The sequence below is a fragment of the Streptomyces griseus subsp. griseus genome (assembly GCF_000720255.1).
In the GTDB taxonomy this organism is placed as follows: Bacteria; Actinomycetota; Actinomycetes; order Streptomycetales; family Streptomycetaceae; genus Streptomyces; species Streptomyces griseus_I.
In genome coordinates this window covers 451983-472617 of the sequence record NZ_JOJE01000005.1, presented here as the reverse complement: position 1 = coordinate 472617, position 20635 = coordinate 451983, and the positions used below count along the sequence as shown (strand labels likewise).

The 20635-nt window shown below is 69.9% G+C and carries 12 protein-coding genes and 3 pseudogenes; 9 read left to right on the top strand and 6 right to left on the bottom strand.

The genetic code is table 11. The annotated features are described in order from the left end of the window. Positions 1 to 86 precede the first annotated feature (86 nt). Positions 87 to 1727, bottom strand: a complete 1641-nt coding sequence (locus IG99_RS10240) for an NAD-dependent malic enzyme (RefSeq protein ID WP_078947615.1) — start codon at positions 1725 to 1727, stop codon at positions 87 to 89. A 610-nt stretch (positions 1728 to 2337) separates the two neighbouring features. Beyond that, positions 2338 to 3507 (bottom strand): PP2C family protein-serine/threonine phosphatase, encoded by a 1170-nt coding sequence (locus tag IG99_RS10235; RefSeq protein WP_037672028.1) that lies wholly within the window; start codon positions 3505 to 3507, stop codon positions 2338 to 2340. A 670-nt stretch (positions 3508 to 4177) separates the two neighbouring features. Here IG99_RS10235 and IG99_RS10230 point away from each other — a divergent pair. After that, positions 4178 to 5062: a LysR family transcriptional regulator gene (locus IG99_RS10230; RefSeq protein ID WP_037672027.1), complete on the top strand. Its 885-nt coding sequence runs from the start codon at positions 4178 to 4180 to the stop codon at positions 5060 to 5062. A gap of 73 nt (positions 5063 to 5135) precedes the next feature. Then, positions 5136 to 6197 carry a tartrate dehydrogenase gene (locus IG99_RS10225; RefSeq protein WP_037672025.1) on the top strand — a complete coding sequence of 354 codons (1062 nt, stop codon included), beginning with the start codon at positions 5136 to 5138 and terminating at the stop codon, positions 6195 to 6197. On the opposite strand, the pseudogene IG99_RS50180 reads toward IG99_RS10225, so the two are convergent. Beyond that, positions 6169 to 6457 (bottom strand): annotated as a pseudogene (locus IG99_RS50180) (MmyB family transcriptional regulator); the annotation flags it as partial. The gene IG99_RS10225 and the pseudogene IG99_RS50180 sit on opposite strands and share 29 nt — an antisense overlap. A gap of 22 nt (positions 6458 to 6479) precedes the next feature. Here IG99_RS50180 and IG99_RS45185 point away from each other — a divergent pair. Further along, a pseudogene (locus IG99_RS45185) lies at positions 6480 to 6716 on the top strand (XdhC family protein); the annotation flags it as partial. Positions 6717 to 6991: 275 nt separating this feature from the next. On the opposite strand, the gene IG99_RS10215 reads toward IG99_RS45185, so the two are convergent. Together IG99_RS10215 and IG99_RS10210 are read right to left on the bottom strand one after the other, a co-directional pair. Further along, positions 6992 to 9823: an FtsX-like permease family protein gene (locus tag IG99_RS10215; protein WP_234311801.1), complete on the bottom strand. Its 2832-nt coding sequence runs from the start codon at positions 9821 to 9823 to the stop codon at positions 6992 to 6994. After that, positions 9823 to 10527: an ABC transporter ATP-binding protein gene (locus tag IG99_RS10210; RefSeq protein WP_037672308.1), complete on the bottom strand. Its 705-nt coding sequence runs from the start codon at positions 10525 to 10527 to the stop codon at positions 9823 to 9825. Before IG99_RS10210 ends, IG99_RS10215 begins: the two co-directional genes overlap by 1 nt. A 96-nt stretch (positions 10528 to 10623) precedes the next feature. Here IG99_RS10210 and IG99_RS10205 point away from each other — a divergent pair, with 96 nt between their 5' ends. Beyond that, positions 10624 to 11229, top strand: a complete 606-nt coding sequence (locus IG99_RS10205) for a helix-turn-helix transcriptional regulator (protein ID WP_051865133.1) — start codon at positions 10624 to 10626, stop codon at positions 11227 to 11229. Positions 11230 to 11511: 282 nt separating this feature from the next. Here IG99_RS10205 and IG99_RS10200 read toward each other — a convergent pair whose 3' ends face one another. After that, positions 11512 to 12867 carry an extracellular catalytic domain type 1 short-chain-length polyhydroxyalkanoate depolymerase gene (locus IG99_RS10200; protein ID WP_037672022.1) on the bottom strand — a complete coding sequence of 452 codons (1356 nt, stop codon included), beginning with the start codon at positions 12865 to 12867 and terminating at the stop codon, positions 11512 to 11514. An 824-nt stretch (positions 12868 to 13691) separates the two neighbouring features. Here IG99_RS10200 and IG99_RS51950 point away from each other — a divergent pair. The 5 genes and pseudogenes from IG99_RS51950 to IG99_RS10185 all read left to right on the top strand — a co-directional run bounded on the left by IG99_RS51950 (position 13692) and on the right by IG99_RS10185 (position 20573). Further along, the gene (locus IG99_RS51950) at positions 13692 to 13844 is read left to right on the top strand and encodes a hypothetical protein (RefSeq protein WP_394297993.1); all 153 of its coding nucleotides are present in this window, start codon (positions 13692 to 13694) and stop codon (positions 13842 to 13844) included. A 164-nt stretch (positions 13845 to 14008) separates the two neighbouring features. Continuing rightward, on the top strand, positions 14009 to 16207 hold the full coding sequence (locus tag IG99_RS10195; protein WP_037672019.1) for a WD40/YVTN/BNR-like repeat-containing protein: 2199 nt from the start codon (positions 14009 to 14011) through the stop codon (positions 16205 to 16207). Positions 16208 to 16272: 65 nt separating this feature from the next. Continuing rightward, positions 16273 to 16386: pseudogene (locus IG99_RS51945) on the top strand (hypothetical protein); the annotation flags it as partial. A 48-nt stretch (positions 16387 to 16434) separates the two neighbouring features. Further along, the gene (locus tag IG99_RS10190) at positions 16435 to 17541 is read left to right on the top strand and encodes a ricin-type beta-trefoil lectin domain protein (protein WP_037672018.1); all 1107 of its coding nucleotides are present in this window, start codon (positions 16435 to 16437) and stop codon (positions 17539 to 17541) included. A 377-nt stretch (positions 17542 to 17918) separates the two neighbouring features. Then, on the top strand, positions 17919 to 20573 hold the full coding sequence (locus IG99_RS10185; protein ID WP_037672016.1) for an RICIN domain-containing protein: 2655 nt from the start codon (positions 17919 to 17921) through the stop codon (positions 20571 to 20573). Positions 20574 to 20635 lie beyond the last annotated feature (62 nt).

The following is a 20635-nucleotide window of genomic DNA, read 5'->3' as shown; positions in this document are numbered from 1 at the left end:
GTGATCTCGCCGACGCTGCCGCCGCGGGTGAGGCGCCCGGTGGCGGAGCGAACACGGCAAGGCGGATGACCTGATGCGGCATGAGGTCATCGTTCGTACTGCGGGGTCCACTGGGTGCGTACGACGGCCGCCCGCAGATCCTCCTCGGTCGCATCCGGTGCGACGCCGTCTTCGACGGCCGCCACCGCCGCGGCCACGGCGATCTCCCGGGCAGCCTCGCGCATGTCCCGCAGTGGTGGCAGCAGCGGTGCGGGGCCGACGTCGTCCGTTGCGGATCCTGCGGCGCACCGGCCCACGGCGCGGGCGGCGGCGACCATCATCCGGTCGGTGACCCGGGTCGCCCGGGCGGCCGCCACTGCGAGGCCGATGGCCGGGAAGACGTACACGTTGTTGGCCTGCGCCACCGGTACTTCGCGGCCGTCGATTTTCAGGGGCGGGAACGGCGAGCCGGTGGCGACCAGGGCCCTGCCGTCCGTCCAGCGGGCGAGGTCGGCCGGGTCTGCCTCGGAGTGCGAGGTCGGGTTGGACAGGGGGAAGATCACCGGCCGATCGCAAACGGACGCCATCTGCCGGACGATCTCCTCGGTGAAGGCGCCCTTCGCGGTGGACAGGCCGATCAGTACGGTCGGCTCCACCCGGCGGACTACCTCGGCAAGGCCGTACGACTCCTGCTCGTCGCTGCGGGCGTACACGCGCTGCTCCTCGCTGAGCCCGTCGCGTGAGGCCACCAGCAGTCCCTCGACGTCCACGAACCAGAAGCGTGAGCGGGCCTCGTCCTGCGACAGGCCGTCCTCCGTCATCGCCGTACGGATCATGTCGGCCACCCCGACCGCCGCGGAGCCCGCACCGAGGATCACGATCCGCTGGTCGGTCAGGCGGGTGCCCGCGACCGTGGTGGCCGTGGTCAGCGCCCCGAGAACGACGCCGGCCGTGCCCTGGATGTCGTCGTTGAAGGTCAGCAGCCGGTCCTGGTAGCGGGTGAGGATCGGGCGGGCGTGGGCGGTCGCGAAGTCCTCCCACTGCAGCAGCGTGCCGGGCAGTTCGGCCTCCACCGCCGACACCAGCGACTCCACCAGCTCCTCGTACGCGGCGCCCGTGACGCGGCGCTCCCGGCGGCCCAGGTAGTGCGGATCGGCCAACAACTCCTCGTTGTCCGTCCCGGCGTCCAGGAAGATCGGCAGCGTACGCGCCGGATGGATGCCGCCGATGGCGGTGTAGAGGCTCAGCTTGCCGATCGGGATGCCCATTCCGCCGACACCCTGGTCGCCCAGCCCCAGGATGCGCTGACCGTCGGTGACGACGATGACGTCCACGGCCGGGTGCGGGCGGTTGCGCAGGATCTCCCGGAAGCGGTGCCGGTCCTCGTACGACAGGAACAACCCGCGCGGGCGGCGGTAGATCTCGCTGAAGCGCCGGCACGCCTCGCCGACGGTCGGCGTGTAGACGACGGGCAGCATCTCCTCCAGGTGGCCAGTGACCAAGCGGTGGAAGAGGATCTCATTGGTGTCCTGCAGCTGGCGCAGGTAGATGTGCCGGTTCAGCGGCTTGTCGTAGCCCAGGAACGCCTCGTACGCGCGGTCGGCCTGTTCGTCGAGCGTTTCCACGGCGGGCGGAAGCAGCCCGTCGAGACCGAGCGCGGCCCGCTCCTGGGGGTCGAAGGCGGTGCCTTTGTTGCGCAGGGGATCTGCGAGCAGGGCTGTGCCGCGAGGGGATTCGTTCACTGTCATGGTGGTTCGTCTTCCCTGGATACCTGCGCATGGACGCAAAGCCGTCGGCAAGGAACGGTCATCACTCCGTCGAGGTCGAGCCGACGTCCGGGATCTCCCCGACCCTGACCGCCGAGGGGGCCGAAGCGTTGTTCGGCTCAGGGAAGTGCCGCGGTCACCAATGCCCAACACCGGTGAGCGCCTCGGTTCCCGGCTGCGTCCGCTCCACCCGCTCCGCCTCTCCCTCACCCTCAGATCATGCGGACATGGGCGAAGGGGCCACGGGATGTCAGTCCTCCGGCCACGCCCAAATCGCCCATCCGTGCAGCGGTGTTCGACCCGATCACATGTGCACGGCTCCCGCATACGAGGTGACGGTCACTGCCCCGAGACGGCGCAGGACGCGCCGCCGCTCGGTGCAGGACCGGGTCGGTCGGTCTCCGGCGCGAAAGCGACCGGGATCGTTTACGCGCGACGCGCCAACGCGGCACGCAACTCAGCCAAGATCAGATCCGACAGGGCCACACCCGCCGGCCCGAGTCGGGGCACTCGACCATCCCGGAGCAAGACGGTGGCGGCAGGCCGCAGACTGAGAGCAAGGTTCACGGGGCGGGTCGGTATGGCCGGTCGGTCATCGCCGGGGACCGTGCCAGTCCAGGACGAGGACAGTGGCGTCGTCCTTGAGGTTGCCCCGGCACGCATCCAGTACCGCGGTCGTCAGGGTGCGGACGGCCTCCCTGGGATGTGAGGCGCGGGTGTCGCGCACGAGAGAGGCCAGGTCGACAGCCGCGGCACCGCGTTCCTGCATGCCGTCGGTGAGCAGGATCAGGCGGTCACCGGGGCGCAACTGAAGCTCCTGGAGCCGGTAGGAGGTGGGCGCTGCCACGCCGAACGGCAGGTTGACGGCGAGCTTGACCTCCTCGACCTCGGCGGCGCCCTCGCGCAGGCGCAGAGGCCAGGGATGTCCCGCGTTGACCAGTTCGCAGGTACCCGTCTCGAGGCGGACGCACAGCAGTTGTCCGGTGGCCAGTCCGCGACTGTGGGTCAGCAGGGCCTCGTGGGCACGCCGGGCCTGCTGGAGCGCGTCGCAGCCGCTGCGGCGGGCGCCGCGCAACGCACCCATGAGCAATGTGGCCAGCAGGGCGGAGTCGGTGTCGTGCCCCATGGCATCGGTGATGGACAGGTGCAGGGTGTCCCGATCGAGGGTGTAGTCGTACGTGTCGCCGCCGATGTCGTCGGCCGGCACCAGTCCTGCGGCGAGGGTGAACTGGGGGGCCTCACAGCAGGAGGCCGAAGGAAGCAACTGGTGCTGGATCTCGGCGGCCAGGCTGGTCCGGGTGGTGCGTCGGCCCGCGTGGTACAGATCGGTGAAGCGCCGGTCCGTGACGATGATGTAAGCAAGCGCGTGGGCCGCGTCGCTGATCTGTCCGAGCACGGTATCGTCGGTGTGCTGCAGCGTCACCTCCAGCACACCGATGCAGTCGCCGCGGTTGGTCACCGGCGAGATCACGCGTCTGCCGCCCTGGCCGTCCGGTTCCACATGCTGGCGCTGGCCGCGGAGAACCGTGTCGTAGACGCTGCCTCGCAAATCGATCCGCTCGGCACCGTCCGCCGTGTCACCCTCGGCGGGCGCGGTCAGACGCAGCAACCGCTGCCCCACAAGATCGGCGAACAGGAACGACACACGCTCCGCCCCGAAGCGCTTGCGCAGGTCCTGCGCGATTACGCCGACGGATTCCCCGGGCGGCGCGGCCTCCGCAGCGGCCAGAAGCTCGCCCAGTTCCAGATCCCCGCCACCCATGGCAACCTCCCGTCCGATGTCGCCACTGATTCCCCGGGTTTCGCCGACCTCACCTGGGACGTCCATCACGCCCGCCACGGCGTCTCCCCTTACGGCCGGTCCCTCGGCGCGGCGCGAAGGTCGCGCCCGCAGTGCGCCGACGCGCGGCCTCGCCGCCGCCCCGGCACCAGCCCGGGCCCGGAAACCTGTGGGGCCGGGGAGCGACTGCGCAAGACGTGCCTGTCGGGCCCAACCCGCCGAGAAGCGTGCCCTGCCGTGACGCTCGTTTGACGCTCCGGCATCATCACAGCCCGTCCCCGGACGTAGGTTCGCAGCGGGGCACGGGTCGAGAACGCTCTGCCTCAACTCCGTGAGGGACGGGGTCGGGAAATGTTTGACGCTCGTTCGACGCTGATTCTGACGGAGCGTGACGCGGTCGTCCTGGATCAGATAGCGCGGGTCGATCGCCAGCCGGCCGTGACGTCCTGGTACCGGGGGACCACGGGGCGGGCAGGGGCGCAGCGCGCGCCTCAGCTGGCCATTGAGCGCCTCCATCAACTGTGACCGCGTTTCGGTGACGACTACGGTCAGTGCATCGGCGGTCCGCACTTCGTCGAGGCTGTCCTTCACGCAACCATGGTCGGGACCGATCGAGTCGTCGGCTGATTTGTTGAGGGGCAGAGGGCGCGAAATGGATGTTCGGCAGCTGGAGTACTTCCTTGCGATTGTTGATCGTGGGGGGTTCAACCGTGCGGCCTCGGCTCTGTATGTGTCGCAGCCGTCGCTGTCGCAGGCCGTGCGGGCGCTGGAGCGTGATCTGGGCTCCGAGCTGTTCCACCGCATCGGGCGCAGGGCGGTGCTGACGGAGGCCGGAAGAGCCCTGATCGAGCCTGCCCGGGAGGCCGTACGGAGTCTGGAGACGGCGCGGGCGAGTGTGGCGGCGGTGCATGAGCTGCGTGAGGGGCGCCTGGATGTGGCATCGATGCCGTCGCAGGCGGTGGAGCCGCTGACGAGTCTGGTGAGTGCCTTCAGCCACCGGTATCCCGATGTCTCCGTAGCCATCAAAGCGGCGTTCACCTCGCGTGATGTGATCGACATGGTGCGCACGGGTGCCGTGGAGCTGGGGCTTTTGGCGTCTGCCGGTCCCCTCTCCGACAAGGAGGTCGTCTCCCATGCGCTGGGGCGGCAGCGTTTTGTGCTGATGGTGCCGGCCGACGGCCCGTTCGCCGGCCGGACGGCGGTGGAGTGCCGGGAGCTCGCGGGACAGCGGCTGATCGTCGGGCAGCCGGGTACGGGGATGCGCGCCTATGTCGACGCGCTGCGGGAGCAGGGCATCGAGTTCGCCGTCGCCGCCGAGACCGAGCATCGTGTGTCGCTCATGCCCCTGGTGCTGGCCGGGGTCGGGCTCGCGGTGGTGACGGATTCCTGGCGGGACGTCGCCCGGCGGCTGGGCGCCCGCGTCCTGGACATCGAGCCGGAGACGACCTTGGACATCGCCCTCGTCAGCCGCCGCGGCAGCCTGTCGCCGGCGGCCGCCGCGTTCGTGACGGCCGCCACCTCGGCCGCCGACAGCTGATAGGCACTGCTTATAAGGAAGATCCGCTTTGCGTCTTGGACGCCCCGCGGACCGCTTTGCTGCAATCGACGGCATGACGACGAACCACCGCATTGCCCTGATCCCCGGCGACGGCATCGGCGCCGAGGTACTGCCCCCAGCACAGCAGGTGCTCGATGTTCTCGGCCGCCGCCACGGCTTCAGCCTGTCCTACACGTCGTACGACGACTGGTCGTGCGAGCGGTACCTGCGGGAGGGCGCCATGATGCCCGCCGACGGGATCGATCAGCTGCGCGACAAGGACGCGATCCTGCTGGGAGCGGTGGGGTATCCGGGGGTGCCCGACCATGTCTCGCTGTGGGGGTTGCTGATCCCGATCCGGCGCAGCTTCCGCCAGTACGTCAACCTCCGGCCCATCCGTGTCTTCGAAGGCATCGACAGTCCGGTGCGCGGCGCACGGCCGGGCGAGGTCGATCTCGTCGTCGTGCGGGAGAACGTCGAGGGCGAGTACAGCGAGATCGGCGGACGGCTGAACCAGGGCACGTCCGAGGAACTGGCCGTCCAGGAGGCCGTGTTCACCCGGGCCGGGGTCACCCGTGTCGCCGACTACGCGTTCTCCCTCGCTGCCCGCCGCCGGGGGAAGGTCACTTCCGCCACCAAGTCCAACGGCATCATCCACACCATGCCGTTCTGGGACGAGCTGATCTCCGAGCGGGCCGCCGAGCACCCCGGCGTCGCCTGGGACCAGGAGCACATCGACGCGCTGGCGGCCAAGTTCGTCCTCGACCCGGCCCGCTTCGACGTCGTCGTCGCCTCCAACCTCTTTGGCGACATCCTCAGCGACCTCGCGGCCGCGGTCGCCGGATCCATCGGCATCGCCCCGGCGGCCAACCTCAACCCCGAGCGCGACTTCCCCTCGATGTTCGAGCCGGTGCACGGCTCCGCGCCCGACATCGCGGGCCAGGGCATCGCCAACCCGCTGGGCGCGATCTGGTCCGCGGCCATGATGCTCGACCACCTCGGCCATCCCGCCGCGGCCAAGGACATCACGGACGCGATCGCCTCGGTCCTGGCCAAGACCGATACCCGCACCCGTGACCTGGGCGGAACCGCGACCACTGCCGAGTTCACCGACAAGCTGATCGAGCTGCTCTGAGCCGTCTCCCTATCGGTGGGCGGCAGGGACGGCGCCGCCTGGGTGGGGGAGCCCGGGCGGCGGTCCAGACGGTCAGGTGCTGGTTGGGATCGGTGTTGGCGGTGAGCGTGTCCCAGTCCAGGGCCAGTTCGCCGACGACCGCTTCTTCGTGCCCACGGTGCGGGCGGCGACGTGGTGATCGCCCCACCAGCGGGCGAACTGCTTGTCGCGCAGGGACAGTTCGCCGCCAGTTCGATCAGGCGGGGGTTTTCCGGATACTGGGGAGGCCCGCGCGTTCCACGCCGCTTCCTGGGCTACCGCGTCACCGTCTGCGACGCCCGCCCCGTCTTCGCCACCGCCGCACGCTTCCCGCACGCGGACGAAGTGGTGGTCGACCGGCCCCACCGCTACCTGGAACGCACCGAGGTGGACGAGCGTACGGCCCCTTGCGTCCTCACGCACGACGCCAAGTTCGACATCCCTTTGCTGCGCCTGGCACTCGACCTGCCCGTCGCCTACGTCGGGGCCATGGGCTCCCGGGCCATACCCGGCGCGTAGCGGGCGACAGGTCCGAGCCCGCGGGCGGCTCGTTCACCCCGGTCCGAAATGCCGTGCGCGTGGGCGTCTGTTGGCCGGCGGCCCCCCTCGGCAACGGATCCACCGATGAGTGTCCGGTGACGTGAGCCGATACTGAGGGCTGTCGCTGACAGGGGAGGGCGCGACCGCGGACGTCCGTCGACAGCGGAAGACCCCGGCCGTGAACACGGCTGGGGTCTTCCGCTGTGCGAAGCCGCCGGCGGTGGCGGCGGCTCGGCTCAGTCGGCGGCGAGCAGGTGGGCGGGGGCGATCCGGGACAGCCCCCGGATCGGCACCGTCAGAGCCGCCACCACCAGGGCGGTCGCCGCGAGCGTGGCCAGCAGCGCGGCGCCGGCGACCGGGATCAGGTGACCGTGCAGCACGCCCCGGCCGAGGGTCAGCACCCCGGCCAGACCGGCCACCGCACCGGACAGGCCGCCCAGCAGAGCCAGTCCGATTCCCTCGTAGAGGGTCAGCTTCGCCAGCTCGCGGTTGGTCCAGCCGGTCGCCCGCAGCACCGCGAGATCGGCGGCGCGTTCGCGCTGCGAGATGACCAGGACGTCGATGGCGCCGGCGGCGCCCAGCAGCAGGGAGAGGGCGACGCTGAGGTAGTCGGCCTCGCGCGCCTGCGCCACCACGGCACTGCCGAGCAGCGACCCGGCCACCTCGCCCCGGAAGGCCAGCGTCAGGGCGAGCAGCACAGTGAAGGCGGCCACTCCCAGCGCCAGCCCTGCCGCACCCAGCAGCGTGCGGCCCCGCACCCGCAGCAGGTTGAACATGGCCAGTCCGGCCACCGAACGCACCGGGTGCGCGCGGCGGGCCGCCGTCACCGGGGGCCGGACGGCTTCCATCGGTCCCAGCCGGGTGGCGAGCCAGGCGGGGATCAGGCCCGCCGCCGTGGCCAGGAGGAGCGCCACCGGGAGCACGAGGAGTGACTTGGCGCCGGCTTCGGGCTGGCCCAGTACCCGGCCCAGCACGTACGCGAGCACCGTGCCCACGGCTCCGGCGGCGAGGCCGATCAGCGCCAGTTCGGCGAGGACCAGGCGGAGCACTTCGCCACCGCTCCAGCCGAGGCAGCGCAGCGTGCCGATCTCGGTGCGACGTGAGCGCACCGAGGCCAGCGCGGCCTGGCCGAGGAAGAGTGCGCACACGACGAGGACCAGCACGAAGAGCACCGCGCTCTTGGTGTCCACCGCCCGGAGAATGCGCAGTGCCACGCCCTTGGCGACCCAACGCTCCGTCACCTGTGCCGAGTCGCCCAGTGCCACCGTCTGCGGTGCAGGCGAGCTGCCGACGGTGACGTCGACCTGGAGCCGGGGGTAGGTGGCACGAATCTTCCCGGCCACCGCGTTCACCCGCGCCCGGGAGGCGGTGTCGACGCCGGTCACTCCTGCCACCCGGATCCTGATCGCGCTGACCGGCGCCTTGTCCTGGAGGCTCGGGACCCGACGGCTTTTGGTGAGCGCGGTGATGGAGTCCATCGTCGTCAGCATGGTGGGCGGCGGGCTGACGTAGCCGCCCAGGTTGCGGTCGGGCTGCAGGGGCTTGCCGTGAAGCTTCGCTCGGGTCGCGCTGTCCGCACCGGTTACCTGCGGCGTCTGGTAGGTCTCCAGCGGGGTGTCGGACAGGGGTGAGAAGCCGGGCAGTCTGCCGGTGTCATAGCGGCCGACCAGGTGGACGAAGGGATTGGGCAGGCGTCCGGAGTCCACGCCGTCGCACCTACCCAGTCCGATGCAGCTCGTGGCGGCGTGACTGGTCACCTTCCGGTACTGGGTGCCCTGGTGGTTCTCCTCGGGGACGTTGGGAAAGGGCTGCCGGTTCGAGTTGGTGATCCACAGGCTGGGCTTCTGCGGGGGCTGCGGCTGCGCAGCGAGGTCGCCGTCGGAGGTCCGGCGGTAGGTGACCGGGCCGACCGTCCAGTAGCTGCCGGTGTCGAACGAGTCCTCGGTCAGTGCCTTCCGGTAGCCCTTGCTCAGGTCGACGCGGGTCGTGCCCACCGTGGTGCCGTGCAGGTTTCGGACGAAGCTGGCGGCTGTCGGGTTGCCCAGTTTCGAGGGCAGCTCGGCCGGGTCGCCGACGTCGAGCCGCTCGACCGTGGCGTCGAGCGTGCCGGTGGTCAGCGGGGTGTCGCTGAGCAGCGCCGGGATGTAGGAGTCGTGCTGTCCGTGGACGCTCCTGGCGCCCGACACCCTCCACGGCTTGTCCTGCTCGGTGAGCATCCGGCCCGAGGCGATGGTGTCGCCCAGGCCCACCAGCCGGTCCTCGGCCACCGGGTCGATGGCGGCCAGCAGCACGGGGTAACTGACCGGAACGTCGATCGTGGCCTTGTCCTGGCCGGACTGGCAGTTCATCCGCGAACTCAGGTCCGGGTCGAACGGCGACCTGTCCCTGAGGTCCTCGGCGATGATGTTCGGCTTCAACGGCAGATCCAGGTTGAACTCGGTCTGCTCGGTCTTGTCCCGGTTGAAGTAGAAGCAGACGTCGTACTTCCCCTTGATCCGGTACCGCTGGGTGCTCTTGTCGGCCGCACCCGTCTCCAGGGTGTCGGACTCGAAGAGGCCGTCCGACTCCGATGCCGACGTCAGGGGGGAGCGGGTGAGGTAGACGTACTCGTCCGAGGTGCGGTAGCTGCCCAGTCCGGAGGTGAGCGTAGGGCTGATGCGCAGGATCTGCCGGGACGCCTTCCCGTCCAGGAAGCGGGACACGTCCACCGTGACGGTGCTCGCCACCATGAGATAGCCGATGTTGGCGACCGGTGCGGCCACGTCGATCCCGGCCATGCCGCGGATGCGCCGGTACTGGTCGATGGTGATGCCGCCGAACGTGCCGGACAGGAAGTTCGGCGTGACCAGACCGCTCCGCCGCTCCACGTCCGTCTGCGAGTCGGGCGGGCGTACCAGGACGTCGTACGCGGAGCGTGCGTTCTTCCGTACCGTGCCCACGGTGGTCGCCTGGCTCGTGCTCACCGTCGCGGTCAGCAGGGTGAAACTGGTCGCCGCCACCAGGATTCCGGCGGCCAGGGCCAGCGCGCGCCCGCGCCGCCGCCGTAGCTGGTCGAGAATCATCACCATCACGGGCGCAGGCCCCCCAGCCGGTGCAGCACGTCGCCGGACGGTGTGATCCGCTGGTCCGAGGTGATCCTGCCGTCCTGCAACCGCACCACCCGGTCGCCGCCCGCGGCAACCTCGGCGTCGTGCGTGGCGATCAGCATCGTCATCCCGTAGCGCTCGCGCAGCGACATCAGCAGGTCGATGATCTCCCGCCCGATGACGCTGTCCAGGTTGCCCGTGGGCTCGTCGGCCAGTAACAGTCCCGGCCGGTTGATCAACGCCCGTGCGACGGCGACGCGTTGCTGCTGGCCGCCCGACAACTGCGAGGGCAGGGCGTCGGCCCGCTGGTCCAGGCCCACAGCTTCGAGCAGCTCCATGCCACGCGCACGCCGGTCGAAGTCCACTCTGCGCGGCAGGACGGGGGCGAGCACATTGTCCAGCGCGGTCAGCGCGGGCAGCAGGTGGAAGCGCTGGAAGACGAAGCCGACACGCCGCCGGTGACGGTCCAGGTCTCGGGGTATCAGTTGTGTGCCGTCGATCTCGACGTGCCCCTCGTCGGGCTGGTCCATGCCGCCCGTCACATGCAGGACGGTGGATTTGCCGGCGCCGGACGGCCCGGTCAGCATCACCACCTCGCCGGCCGCGACCTCCAGGTCGATCTCGTCCAGAGCGGTCAGGCCGGGATACCGGCGGCTCACCCCGCGCAACGTCACGCTCACAGCCATGTATGCAGCCTCGCCCTCGTACATCGCGCACGTACATCGCCGCCCCTGCATTGCGACAATTCAGGGGTATGTTGTCACAATGTAGAAGGGACGTGTATGCCGCTCCACCACGCCGTGCTCGCGCTGCTGACCCGGCGACCGAATCACGGATACGAACTCAAGGCCCGGTTCGAGGAGGCCGTCGGCCCGCAGTGGGGCGGCCTGAACATCGGTCACCTCTACCAGATCCTCGAACGGCTGGTCCGTGACGGCTATGTCTCGCGCTCGCAGGTCACGCAGACCGACCGGCCCGACAAGAACCTCTACACACTCACCGAAGCGGGCGAGGCCGAGCTGCGCTCGTGGGCGACCACCGCCTGGGTGCGCGTCGGCGGCTTCCGCGACGAGCTGTTCCTGAAGCTCCTCGGCGCTGTCGCGCTGGGCCCGCAGGCCCTGGCCACACTGATCGAGTCGCAGCGGCAGACGTACCTGTCGGAGCTTGCGGGCCTGGCGCAGCAGCGCCGCGCCCACGCCGACGAGCCGCTGGTCGCCGTCCTGATCGACGCCGCCATCGCGCACACCAAGGCCGACCTCGGACTGCTGGACAGCGCCGAACAGCATCTGGGCCCGCTCGCCACGGCACAGAGCGCGCAGGCGCCGGAGCGCTCACCCTCACGGGTACGGGACGACGCCGACGAGGCTCCGAGGGGCAGGGCGGGATGAGAGGGGGCCGTACGCGCGGGGATGAGTTGTCGACCGTTTACGCTCGTTTGACGCCAGGTGGCCTCGTGACCCGGGTGGGAAACCGCCAGGACGCCTCGGTCTGGTTGCCGCTCGCGTCGCAGGCGTACCGCTCGCTCCAGCCGTCAGCGGTGACGACGGTGACGCGGCCGACCGGGTCGAGGTCGAAGGCACGGGTGCCCGAGAGTTGGTCAGCGGGTGTGATGAGTGGCCTTTGGCGCGGTAGAGGCAGCGCGGAAGCCTCTCAGCCTTGGGGCGGTGGTGTCAGCCGAGGCGCCACTGCTGGTTGCTGCCGCCGTTGCAGTCCCACAGTTTGACCGGTGCGCCGTTGGCGGTGGAGGCCCCGGCCACATCCAGGCACAGCCCTGACTGGACGCCGGTGATGGTGCCGTTGGAGTTGAGGTTCCATTGCTGGTTGGTGCCGCCGTTGCAGTCCCAGATCGCGACTTTTGCGCCGGTTGCGGTGCCGGCCGCGTCGAGGCACTTCGCACCGCCGTAGACGGTGAGCTGCTTGGCCGGCGTACTGGTCCAGGATTGGTTCGTCTGGCCGTTGCAGTCCCAGATCTGCGTCTGGGCGCCGTTGGTCTGCGAAAGGCCGGGTACGTCCAGGCACTTGCCCGAACCGGTGGCGTGGACAGGACCTGTGGTGGTGCCGCCGGAACCTCCCGAGCCGTCGAGTCCGAAGAAGGCGATGGCCCGGGCCGCCATACCGCTGGAGGGCAGGGCGTGCCCGACACCCTGGACGCTGATCGCCTCGACCGGTGCATGTGCGGTGGCGGAGCCATAGCGGGTGCGGGTCCAGCCGGTCTGCGGGGAGTCGGTGAGGGCCGGTGTCTGGCTCACCCCGAGCACATTGGTCCACTGCTTGATCTCTTCACCGAAGTTCGCGTAGTAGAGCGCTTCGTCCTCGGTGCCGTGCCACAGCTGCATCCGCGGCCGGGGGCCGGTGTACCCGGGGTAGGCGGCCCGGACGAGGTCGCCCCACGCCTGAGGGGTCTTGGTGATCTGGCCGGTGGCGCAGGCGCTGTTCCAGCCGGAGCCGTCGGTGGTGGCGAAACAGCCGAAAGGCACGCCCATGAATGCCGCACCCGCCTTGAACAAGTCGGGGTATGCGCCGAGCATGACATTGGTCGTCATCGCGCCGGACGAGGCACCGGTGACGTAGACCCGGTCGGCGTCGGCGTTCATGTTCCGCACGGTGTACCGGACCATCGAGGCGATACTCGTGGGATCACTGCCCCCGTCATGCTTGAGCGCCTGGGGCGAGGAGACGTCGAAGCACTGCCCGCTGACGTTCGCGTCCGGGTAGACGACGATGAACCCGTACTGGTCGGCAAGGCGGGCGAACTCCGTGCCGGAGTAGAAGGCGGGCCCCGTGCCGGTGCAGTAGTGCACCGCCACCAGCACCGCCGGGTGTGCCGGAGCGCTGTCGGGTACGTAGGTGTACATCCGCAGGTTGCCCGGGTTGCTGCCGAAGTCCGTCACCTCCTTCAGCGACGCGGCCGACGCGGTGGTGGCCGAGGTGCCGGTCAGTACGAGCGCCGCGATCAGCGGCGAGATCCCCATCAGCAGGGCTACCAGTACGTCCTTGACGCTTCTCTTCTTGGACTTCGGGGACATGACGCTGTCCTTTCTGCAATCCAGCACGGCCGGGACGAAGACCAGGCGGTGAAGCGCTTCGACAGGCACGCGTGCTGCGGTGAACGGCTTCGGCTGGATGCCGACCCGCGGGATCGGCCTGGTCCGGCGGTGGCTCGCTTCAGGCTCTGGCATCAGGCCCGGCGGGTACGAGCGAGGGCGGCCCGCCCTGACGAAGGACCGGGACGCCGCACCGCGTCGCGGCGACGGTGAAGTGAAGCTGTTTGCCCAGCCGGCTTGGAGATTGCCTCGCCGACCCGACCGCCTGGACGAGACGGTTGCCTGGCCCCTCCGGGCAAGCCGTGCTGGGCTCCTGGCCGGCGTGTGACCCGTCGACGCTCAGGCGATCGACGACGGGCGTGAGCTGGTTCAGGGATCCCATCTTTTCGTCGCCGCGGAGCCGCGACGGAGGGGTGTCGATGTGCTTCGGGAACGGTCGTTGCGACCGCGCAACGACGGTGGCGTGTGCGGCGCGGGCAGGCGCATGGGATTCCCCTGAGATGGACTCGAGAAGAAAAGTGAAGCGCTTCGATGCTCGTCAGAGCTCCAGGGAAGTGTCAAGAGCTCAGCCTCGCTGCGTTGAGCAGAGCGAGCGGACCCCTTTGTCGTACCCCGGAGTCATCTTGGAAGCGGCCCTTGTGCGCCCTCATGCCTTCACTTAACCTCGCAGCAGCATCGAAGCGCTTCGATTGTGCATCACGTCGCAATAGTGGGATGTCTGCTTTCAGCTCAGCCAATTCCAGTCACGACACCGCAGCCGACGGCCCTCCGTCGGGTGTGCTGGTGCGCCATGAAGGGTTGATGCGATGACGCCGAATGTCGTCTCCGCCTGCTCCGGACCAAGCCGGAAAGGCTTCCTCGCCTCCACGGCGTTCGCCGGCGCAGCGGTGGCCGGTGGGATGCCGCTGCTCACCGCCTGGGGCGGGTCGGACAGTGGAGCGCACGAGGGCACCACCTAGGGCAAGGCCGCCGACAAGCTGCTCCCGACGCGAATGGCCAGCAATGTGGCCCAGTCGGACCTTCCGTCGGGGAACGGCTCGGCGGCCGACTGCACTGGCGAGGTCCCCGCGCCCCTCAGGGGCGTCGCTCTTTCCGTCTCCTTCGCACAAGGAAGAGGTATGTCATGCGCACGCTCTACGTCAGCAGAAGAGCTGTACTCGCCGGGACCGCTGCCGCAGCCGCGGCCGTCTCCCTGCCGCTCAGCCAGGGACGTGCGCAAGCCGCCGCCACTCCCGCGAAGAGTGGATACCGTTGGCGCAACGTGGTCCAGGGCGGTACCGGGTTCATCACCGGGGTGCTGTTCCATCCCTCCGTGCGCGGGCTGGCCTACCTGCGGACCGACATCGGCGGTGCCTACCGGTGGGAGGACCGGGCCGACCGTTGGATCCCGTTGACCGACCACCTGGGCTGGGACGACTGGAATCTGCTCGGCGTGGAGGCCATGGCTGTCGACCCGGCGCATCCGAACCGCGTGTATCTGTCACTCGGCGCGTACACGCAGTCCTGGGCCGGAAACGGGGCCGTGCTGCGCTCGGACGACCGCGGTGCGACCTGGAAGCGCACCGATCTCAGCGTGAAGCTCGGGGCCAACGAGGACGGCCGGGGCTGCGGGGAGCGCCTCCTCGTCGATCCGCGCGACAGCGACACCTTGTGGCTGGGCACCCGGCACGAAGGGCTGCTCAAGTCCACTGACCGGGGCGCCACATGGAAGGCCGTGAGCTTCCCGGCCGCCCCGAGCGCCACCGGCCAGGGCGTCACGCTCCTGGTCGCCGTGGGCCGCAGCGTCTACGCCGGCTGGGGCGACTCCGACGGCACCTCCGCGAACCTCTACCGCACGTCCGACGGCGTCACCTGGAAGGCCGTCCCGGGGCAGCCGACCGGCACCGCCGCCAAGGTCCCGATCCGGGCCGCATACGACCGGCACACGCGCGAGCTGTACGTGACGTACGCCAACGCCCCGGGCCCGAACGGGCAGTCCGACGGCAGTGTGCACAAGCTGCGCACGACGAGCGGGAAGTGGACCGAGGTCACCCCGGTGAAGCCGGGCGGCACGACGGCCGACGGCTCCGCTGACTCTTTCGGCTACGGCGGTGTCGCCGTCGACGCCCGCCGCCCGGGCACGCTCGTCGTCTCCACCAACAACCGCTGGTCGCTGGTGGACACCCTGTACCGGACCACCGACGGCGGCCGCACCTGGACGTCCCTGAAGGACAGGGCCGTCCTCGACGTCTCGGAGACGCCTTACCTCAAGTGGGGTGCCGACAAGCCGAAGTTCGGCTGGTGGATCCAGGCCGTCGGACTGGACCCGTTCGACTCCCGGCACGTCGTCCACGGCACCGGCGCCACCCTCTACGGCACCCGCGACCTCAAGCACTTCGCCCCCCAGATCCGCGGTGTGGAAGAGGCGTCCGTACGCCAGCTGATCTCGCCCCCCACCGGACAGGCCCACCTGCTCAGCGGCTCCGGCGACATCGGCGTGATGTACCACGAACGGCTCACGGCCTCACCCTCACGCGGCATGGCGTCCAACCCCGTCTTCGGCACCAGCACCGGCCTGTCCCTCGCCACCGCCAAACCCTCCTACGTGGTCCGGGCCGGCTGGGGCGACCACGGCAACGGCGCCTCCTCCAACGACGGCGGCAAGACCTGGACCCCCTTCAAGACCCAGCCGGACCCCGCCAAGAGCGCACCCGGCCCGATCGCCACCAACGCCGACGCCAGCGTGCTGCTGTGGTGCTTCGGCACCGCCAACCCCGCCCACCGCTCGACCGACAACGGCGCCACCTGGACCGAGATCCCCACCTTCCCCAAGGGAGCGGCACCCGTCGCCGACCCCCTCGACCCCACCCGCTGCTACGCCTTCGACACCACCACCGGCACACTCTTCGCCAGCACCGACAGCGGCCGGACCTTCACCGCGCGGGCCACCGGCCTCAGCTCGGGCGACTCCGAGTTCCAGCTGGTCGCGGCACCCGGCCGCACCGGCGACCTGTGGCTCAGCCTCAAGGGCAACGGGCTCTACCGCTCGACCGACGGCGGCGCGACCTTCACCAAGGTCAGCAGCTGCCACGCCGCACACACCCTGGGCTTCGGCAAGGCCGCCAGGGGCGCTTCCTACCCGGCGCTCTACATGGTCGGCGCCACGGACACCATCACCGCCGTATACCGCTCCGACGACGAGGCGAAGACCTGGACACGGATCAACGACGACCGTCACCAGTGGGGCTGGACCGGAGCCGCCATCACCGGCGATCCCCGCGTGTACGGACGGGTCTACATCGCCACCAACGGACGCGGCGTGCAGTACGGGGAGCCCGCCTGACGCGCGACAGCGGCATCGGCGTCGTCCTCACCGTCCACGGCACCTGACGGCCGCACCCGGCCACCCGGTGGGAGACCGCCTTCCTGAGCGGCGACGGCCGACACGGCGCCCTCGTGTTCGGCGATCCGCACGCCGAGCGGATCGCCGTAACGCACCGCACCCTGATGCCCGCCGGGCGGCGATCAGCCCCGCTGAGCAGCAATCACTCGCACAAAAGAAGGAACTCCATGAAAAAGTCTCGGATCCTACCCCTGGTCACGCTTGTCTCCGCCGTGCTCGGGCTGACAGCGGCAGGTGTGACCCCTGCTTCCGCCGCCTCCGACACGCCTTTGCGGGTCATGCCGTTGGGCGACTCGATTACCTGGGGCGTGGGAAGCAGTACGGGCAACGGCTACCGGGCGCCGTTGTGGGACAGACTCGCTTCGGACGGCCACCCGCTGGACTTCGTAGGCACCGGGCGGGCCGGTTCGATGTCCGATCCCGACAACGAGGGTCACTCGGGGTACCGCATCGACCAGATCGCCGCACTCGCCGACGCCTCGCTCACCCGCTACCGGCCCAATGTCGTCACGCTGCACATCGGCACCAACGACCTCCAGGGGGCCTCCGAGGTCGACACCGCCATCGCCCGGCTGAAGTCGCTGGTCAACCAGATCACCGCCGACGTCCCCGACGCAACCGTCCTCGTCGCCTCCCTGGTCGTGTCCACCAGCAGCTCGGAGGAGCAGTTCCGGGGCGCGTACAACCAGGCCACCCGCCAAATCGTCAGCGAGGCACAAGCGGCGGGCAAACACGTCGCCCACGTCGACATGAGCAGCCTGACCACGGCCGACCTGGCCGACCCCCTGCACCCCAACGACTCGGGCTACCAGAAGATGGCCGACGCCTTCCACCGCGGCGTCCGGGCCGCGGACGGCGCCGGATGGCTGAAGAACCCCGCCCCCGCCCCCGCGCCCGTACGGTCCGGCATCGCCGGCAAGTGCATGGACGTCAAAGGTGCCGCCACAGCCGACGGGACCGCCGTCCAGACGTGGAGCTGTGGCGGCGGTGCCAACCAGTTGTGGTCCGCCTACACCGACGGCACGCTGCGCTCCATGGGCAAGTGCCTCGACGCCGCCGGCTGGGGCACCGCGAACGGGACCAAGGTGCAGCTCTGGTCCTGTCACGGCGGCGCCAATCAGGTCTGGCAGCCCTACAACGGCGGCTACCGCAACCCCGCTTCGGGCCGCTGCCTCGACGTTCCGGGCTCCTCCACGGCCGACGCCACGCAGCTCCACCTGTGGGACTGCAACGGCGGCTCCAACCAGAAGTGGACCACTCTGACCGCCGGATGACCCCGCTCCGGGATCCGCGCCCTTTCCGGGGGTTCGGATCCCGAGAACATCGGTAGCGGTGCACCGCCGGGGACGGCATCCGACGTGGTCGGCTCATGGCCCGAAGCGTGAGTTCGACCCACGTCATGCGATCGGTCGGTGACTGAGGCGGCCAGGACGCCCGGCTCGGTCCTCGTGGGCCACGGCCGTCGACGCCAACGAGGGCGGTGCCACCCAGGCACTGAACACCTCCCGCCGCACCACGAGGCGACCTGAAAAGAGCTCCAGGATCACGGCAACCCTTTGCGCAGCCTGTGACGACAAGGGATTGGATCCGGCCAGTTCGGTGGCAGAGATCCGGTTTCCACGTGAACAGCATGCAAGGAGAACGCCTCTCCATGAACCACCCCAGGAACGACGGGCGCCGCGGGCGGCACCGCCGCCGCTGGACCGCCACTGGTCTGCTGCTCGGTGTGCCCGCCGTCCTCGTGCCGTATCTCCTGTTCGCGCAGGAGGACTCGCAGGCCGCGACGGTCGACGGCGACGCCTATTACCGGCTGGTCTCCGTGCGCAGTGGCAAGGTGCTGGACGTCAACAGCTACTCCACCGCTGACGGCACCCGGATCCAGCAGTGGACCGACCAGAACACCGCCAACCAGCAGTGGAAGCTGAGGTCCGCCGGTGACGGCTACTACGAGCTGGTGAACCGCAACAGCGGCAAGGTTCTGGGCATAGCGGGCAACTCGACCGCTCAGGGGGCCGCCGCCGAGCAGCAGACCGACAGTTCCGCCACCTCGCAGGAGTGGAAGATCAGCGAGGTGAGCGGTTCCGACGCCGTCACCCTCACCTCCCGCAGGAGTGGCCAGGTCCTGGACGTCTCCGGGGGCTCCACGGCCCAGGGCGCGGCGCTCATCCAGTATCCGAGCCGGGGCAGTGCCAACCAGCAGTGGAAGCTGGTGAAGACGGGCGAGGCCCAGGCGGCCGGTACCGGCAGCAGCACGCGGACCACGGCCGCGGCTGGACCGTACAGGTGGAAGAACGCCCAGGTGGTGGGCGGCGGTTACGTCACCGGTCTGGTGTTCAACCAGAAGGAGAAGGGCCTGCTGTACGCGCGCACCGACATGGGTGGCGCCTACCGCTGGGACACCGGGGCCGAGCAGTGGATCCCGCTGACCGACTGGATCGGCGAGAAGGACTGGAACCTTCTGGGCATCGACTCGGTGGCCACCGACCCCGTCGACCCCAAGCGGCTCTACCTCGGGGCGGGCACCTACACCAACGACTGGGCTGGCAACGGCGCGATCCTGCGCTCCACCGACCGGGGCCGCACCTTCGAGCGCACCGATCTGCCCTTCAAGCTGGGCGGCAACGAGGACGGCCGCGGCGCGGGTGAACGGCTCGTGGTCGACCCCGCGGACAACGGCACCCTGCTGCTGGGCACCCGCAAGAACGGCCTGTGGCGCAGTACCGACCACGGTGTGACATGGCGCCAGGTCTCCTCGTTCCCCGTCAAGGACGGAGCGAGCAGCGGCGCGGGCATCTCCTACGTGACGTACGGCCCGGCCGGCAGCAAGACGGTCTACGTCGGCGTCAACGACAAGTCCGCCTCCCTGTACCGTTCCAGCGACGGCGGCAGCACCTGGCAGGCGGTCTCCGGGCAGCCCACCGGCCAGCTGCCACAGCACGGCGTCCTCTCGGGTGACGGCTCGCTGTACCTGACGTACACCGACAACCTCGGACCCAACGGCGTGACGGCGGGCTCGGTGTGGAAGTACACGCCGGCCCGCGGGACGTGGAAGAACATCTCCCCGTCCCAGGGCAACTACGGGTTCTCCGGTCTGGCCGTCGACCCGCAGAAGCCGTCCACGGTCATGGTCACCACCCTCGGCCGCTGGTATCCCCAGGACGAGATCTACCGCAGCACCGATGGCGGCACGACCTGGAAGGCACTGGCCGACAAGTCGGTGCGCAACGCCTCCGCCGCTCCTTACGTCGGCACCCACACCGGGCACTGGATGACCGCCCTGGCCATCGATCCCTTCGACTCCGGGCACGTGCTGTACGGCACCGGCAACGGCATCCTGCGCACCAAGGACGCCAATGCCTCCGACAACGGCGGTACCAGCCACTGGAGCATGGGCGCCCAGGGGCTGGAGGAGACCGCGCTGCTGGACGCGATCGCCCCGCCCGGCGGCGCCACCGTCATCACCTCCATGGGCGACCAGGGCGGTTTCCGGCACGACTCCCTGACCAAGGCGCCCTCCGGTCGGCTGGCGAACCCGACGATGACCAACAGCACCGACATCGACTTCGCCCAGTCCAAGCCCACGATGATGGTCCGCGTCGGCCGCGGCGGCGCGCAGGACGGCGCATACTCCACCGATGGCGGCAGCAACTGGACCGGCTTCAAGGCAGAGCCGGTGGCCGATGCCCAGGACGGTCATGTCGCGCTCTCGGCGGACGGCTCCACCATCGTCTGGACCCAGGCCGGCCAGGCCCCGTACCGCTCGACCGACAGGGGGGCCAGCTGGTCGAGGGTCAGTGACCTGGGCAACGACGCCGCAGTCGTCGCCGACCGCTCCTCGGCCAGCACCTTCTACTCACTGTCCGGCGGCACGCTCTACGCCGGCACCGACGGCGGCGCGGCCTTCACCGCCCGCGCCACTGGCCTGCCCGCCGGCCGGCTCACGGCCGTCCCCGGCATCGCCGGAGACCTGTGGATCGCCGGCAGTGCCAAGGGGCTGCTGCACTCCACCGACGGCGGCCGCACCTTCACCACGCTCAAGACGGTGCAGTCCGCCTCCGCCCTCGGCTTCGGCAAGGCCAAGCCGGGCACCGGCTACCAGGCGCTGTACCTGATCGGCTCCGTCAAGGACGTCACCGGAGTCTTCCGCTCCACCGACAAGGGCACCACCTGGCTCCGCGTCAACGACACGGCCCACCAGTGGGGCGCCATCGCCGGCGTCGGCGTCATCACCGGCGACCCCGACACCTACGGCCGCGTCTACGTCGGCACCAACGGACGCGGCCTCCAGTACGGCGACCCGTCCTGACCTCGACACCCGAGCGGGGCCGCAGGCACTACCACCTGCGGCCCCGCCATGGCCGAGGCACT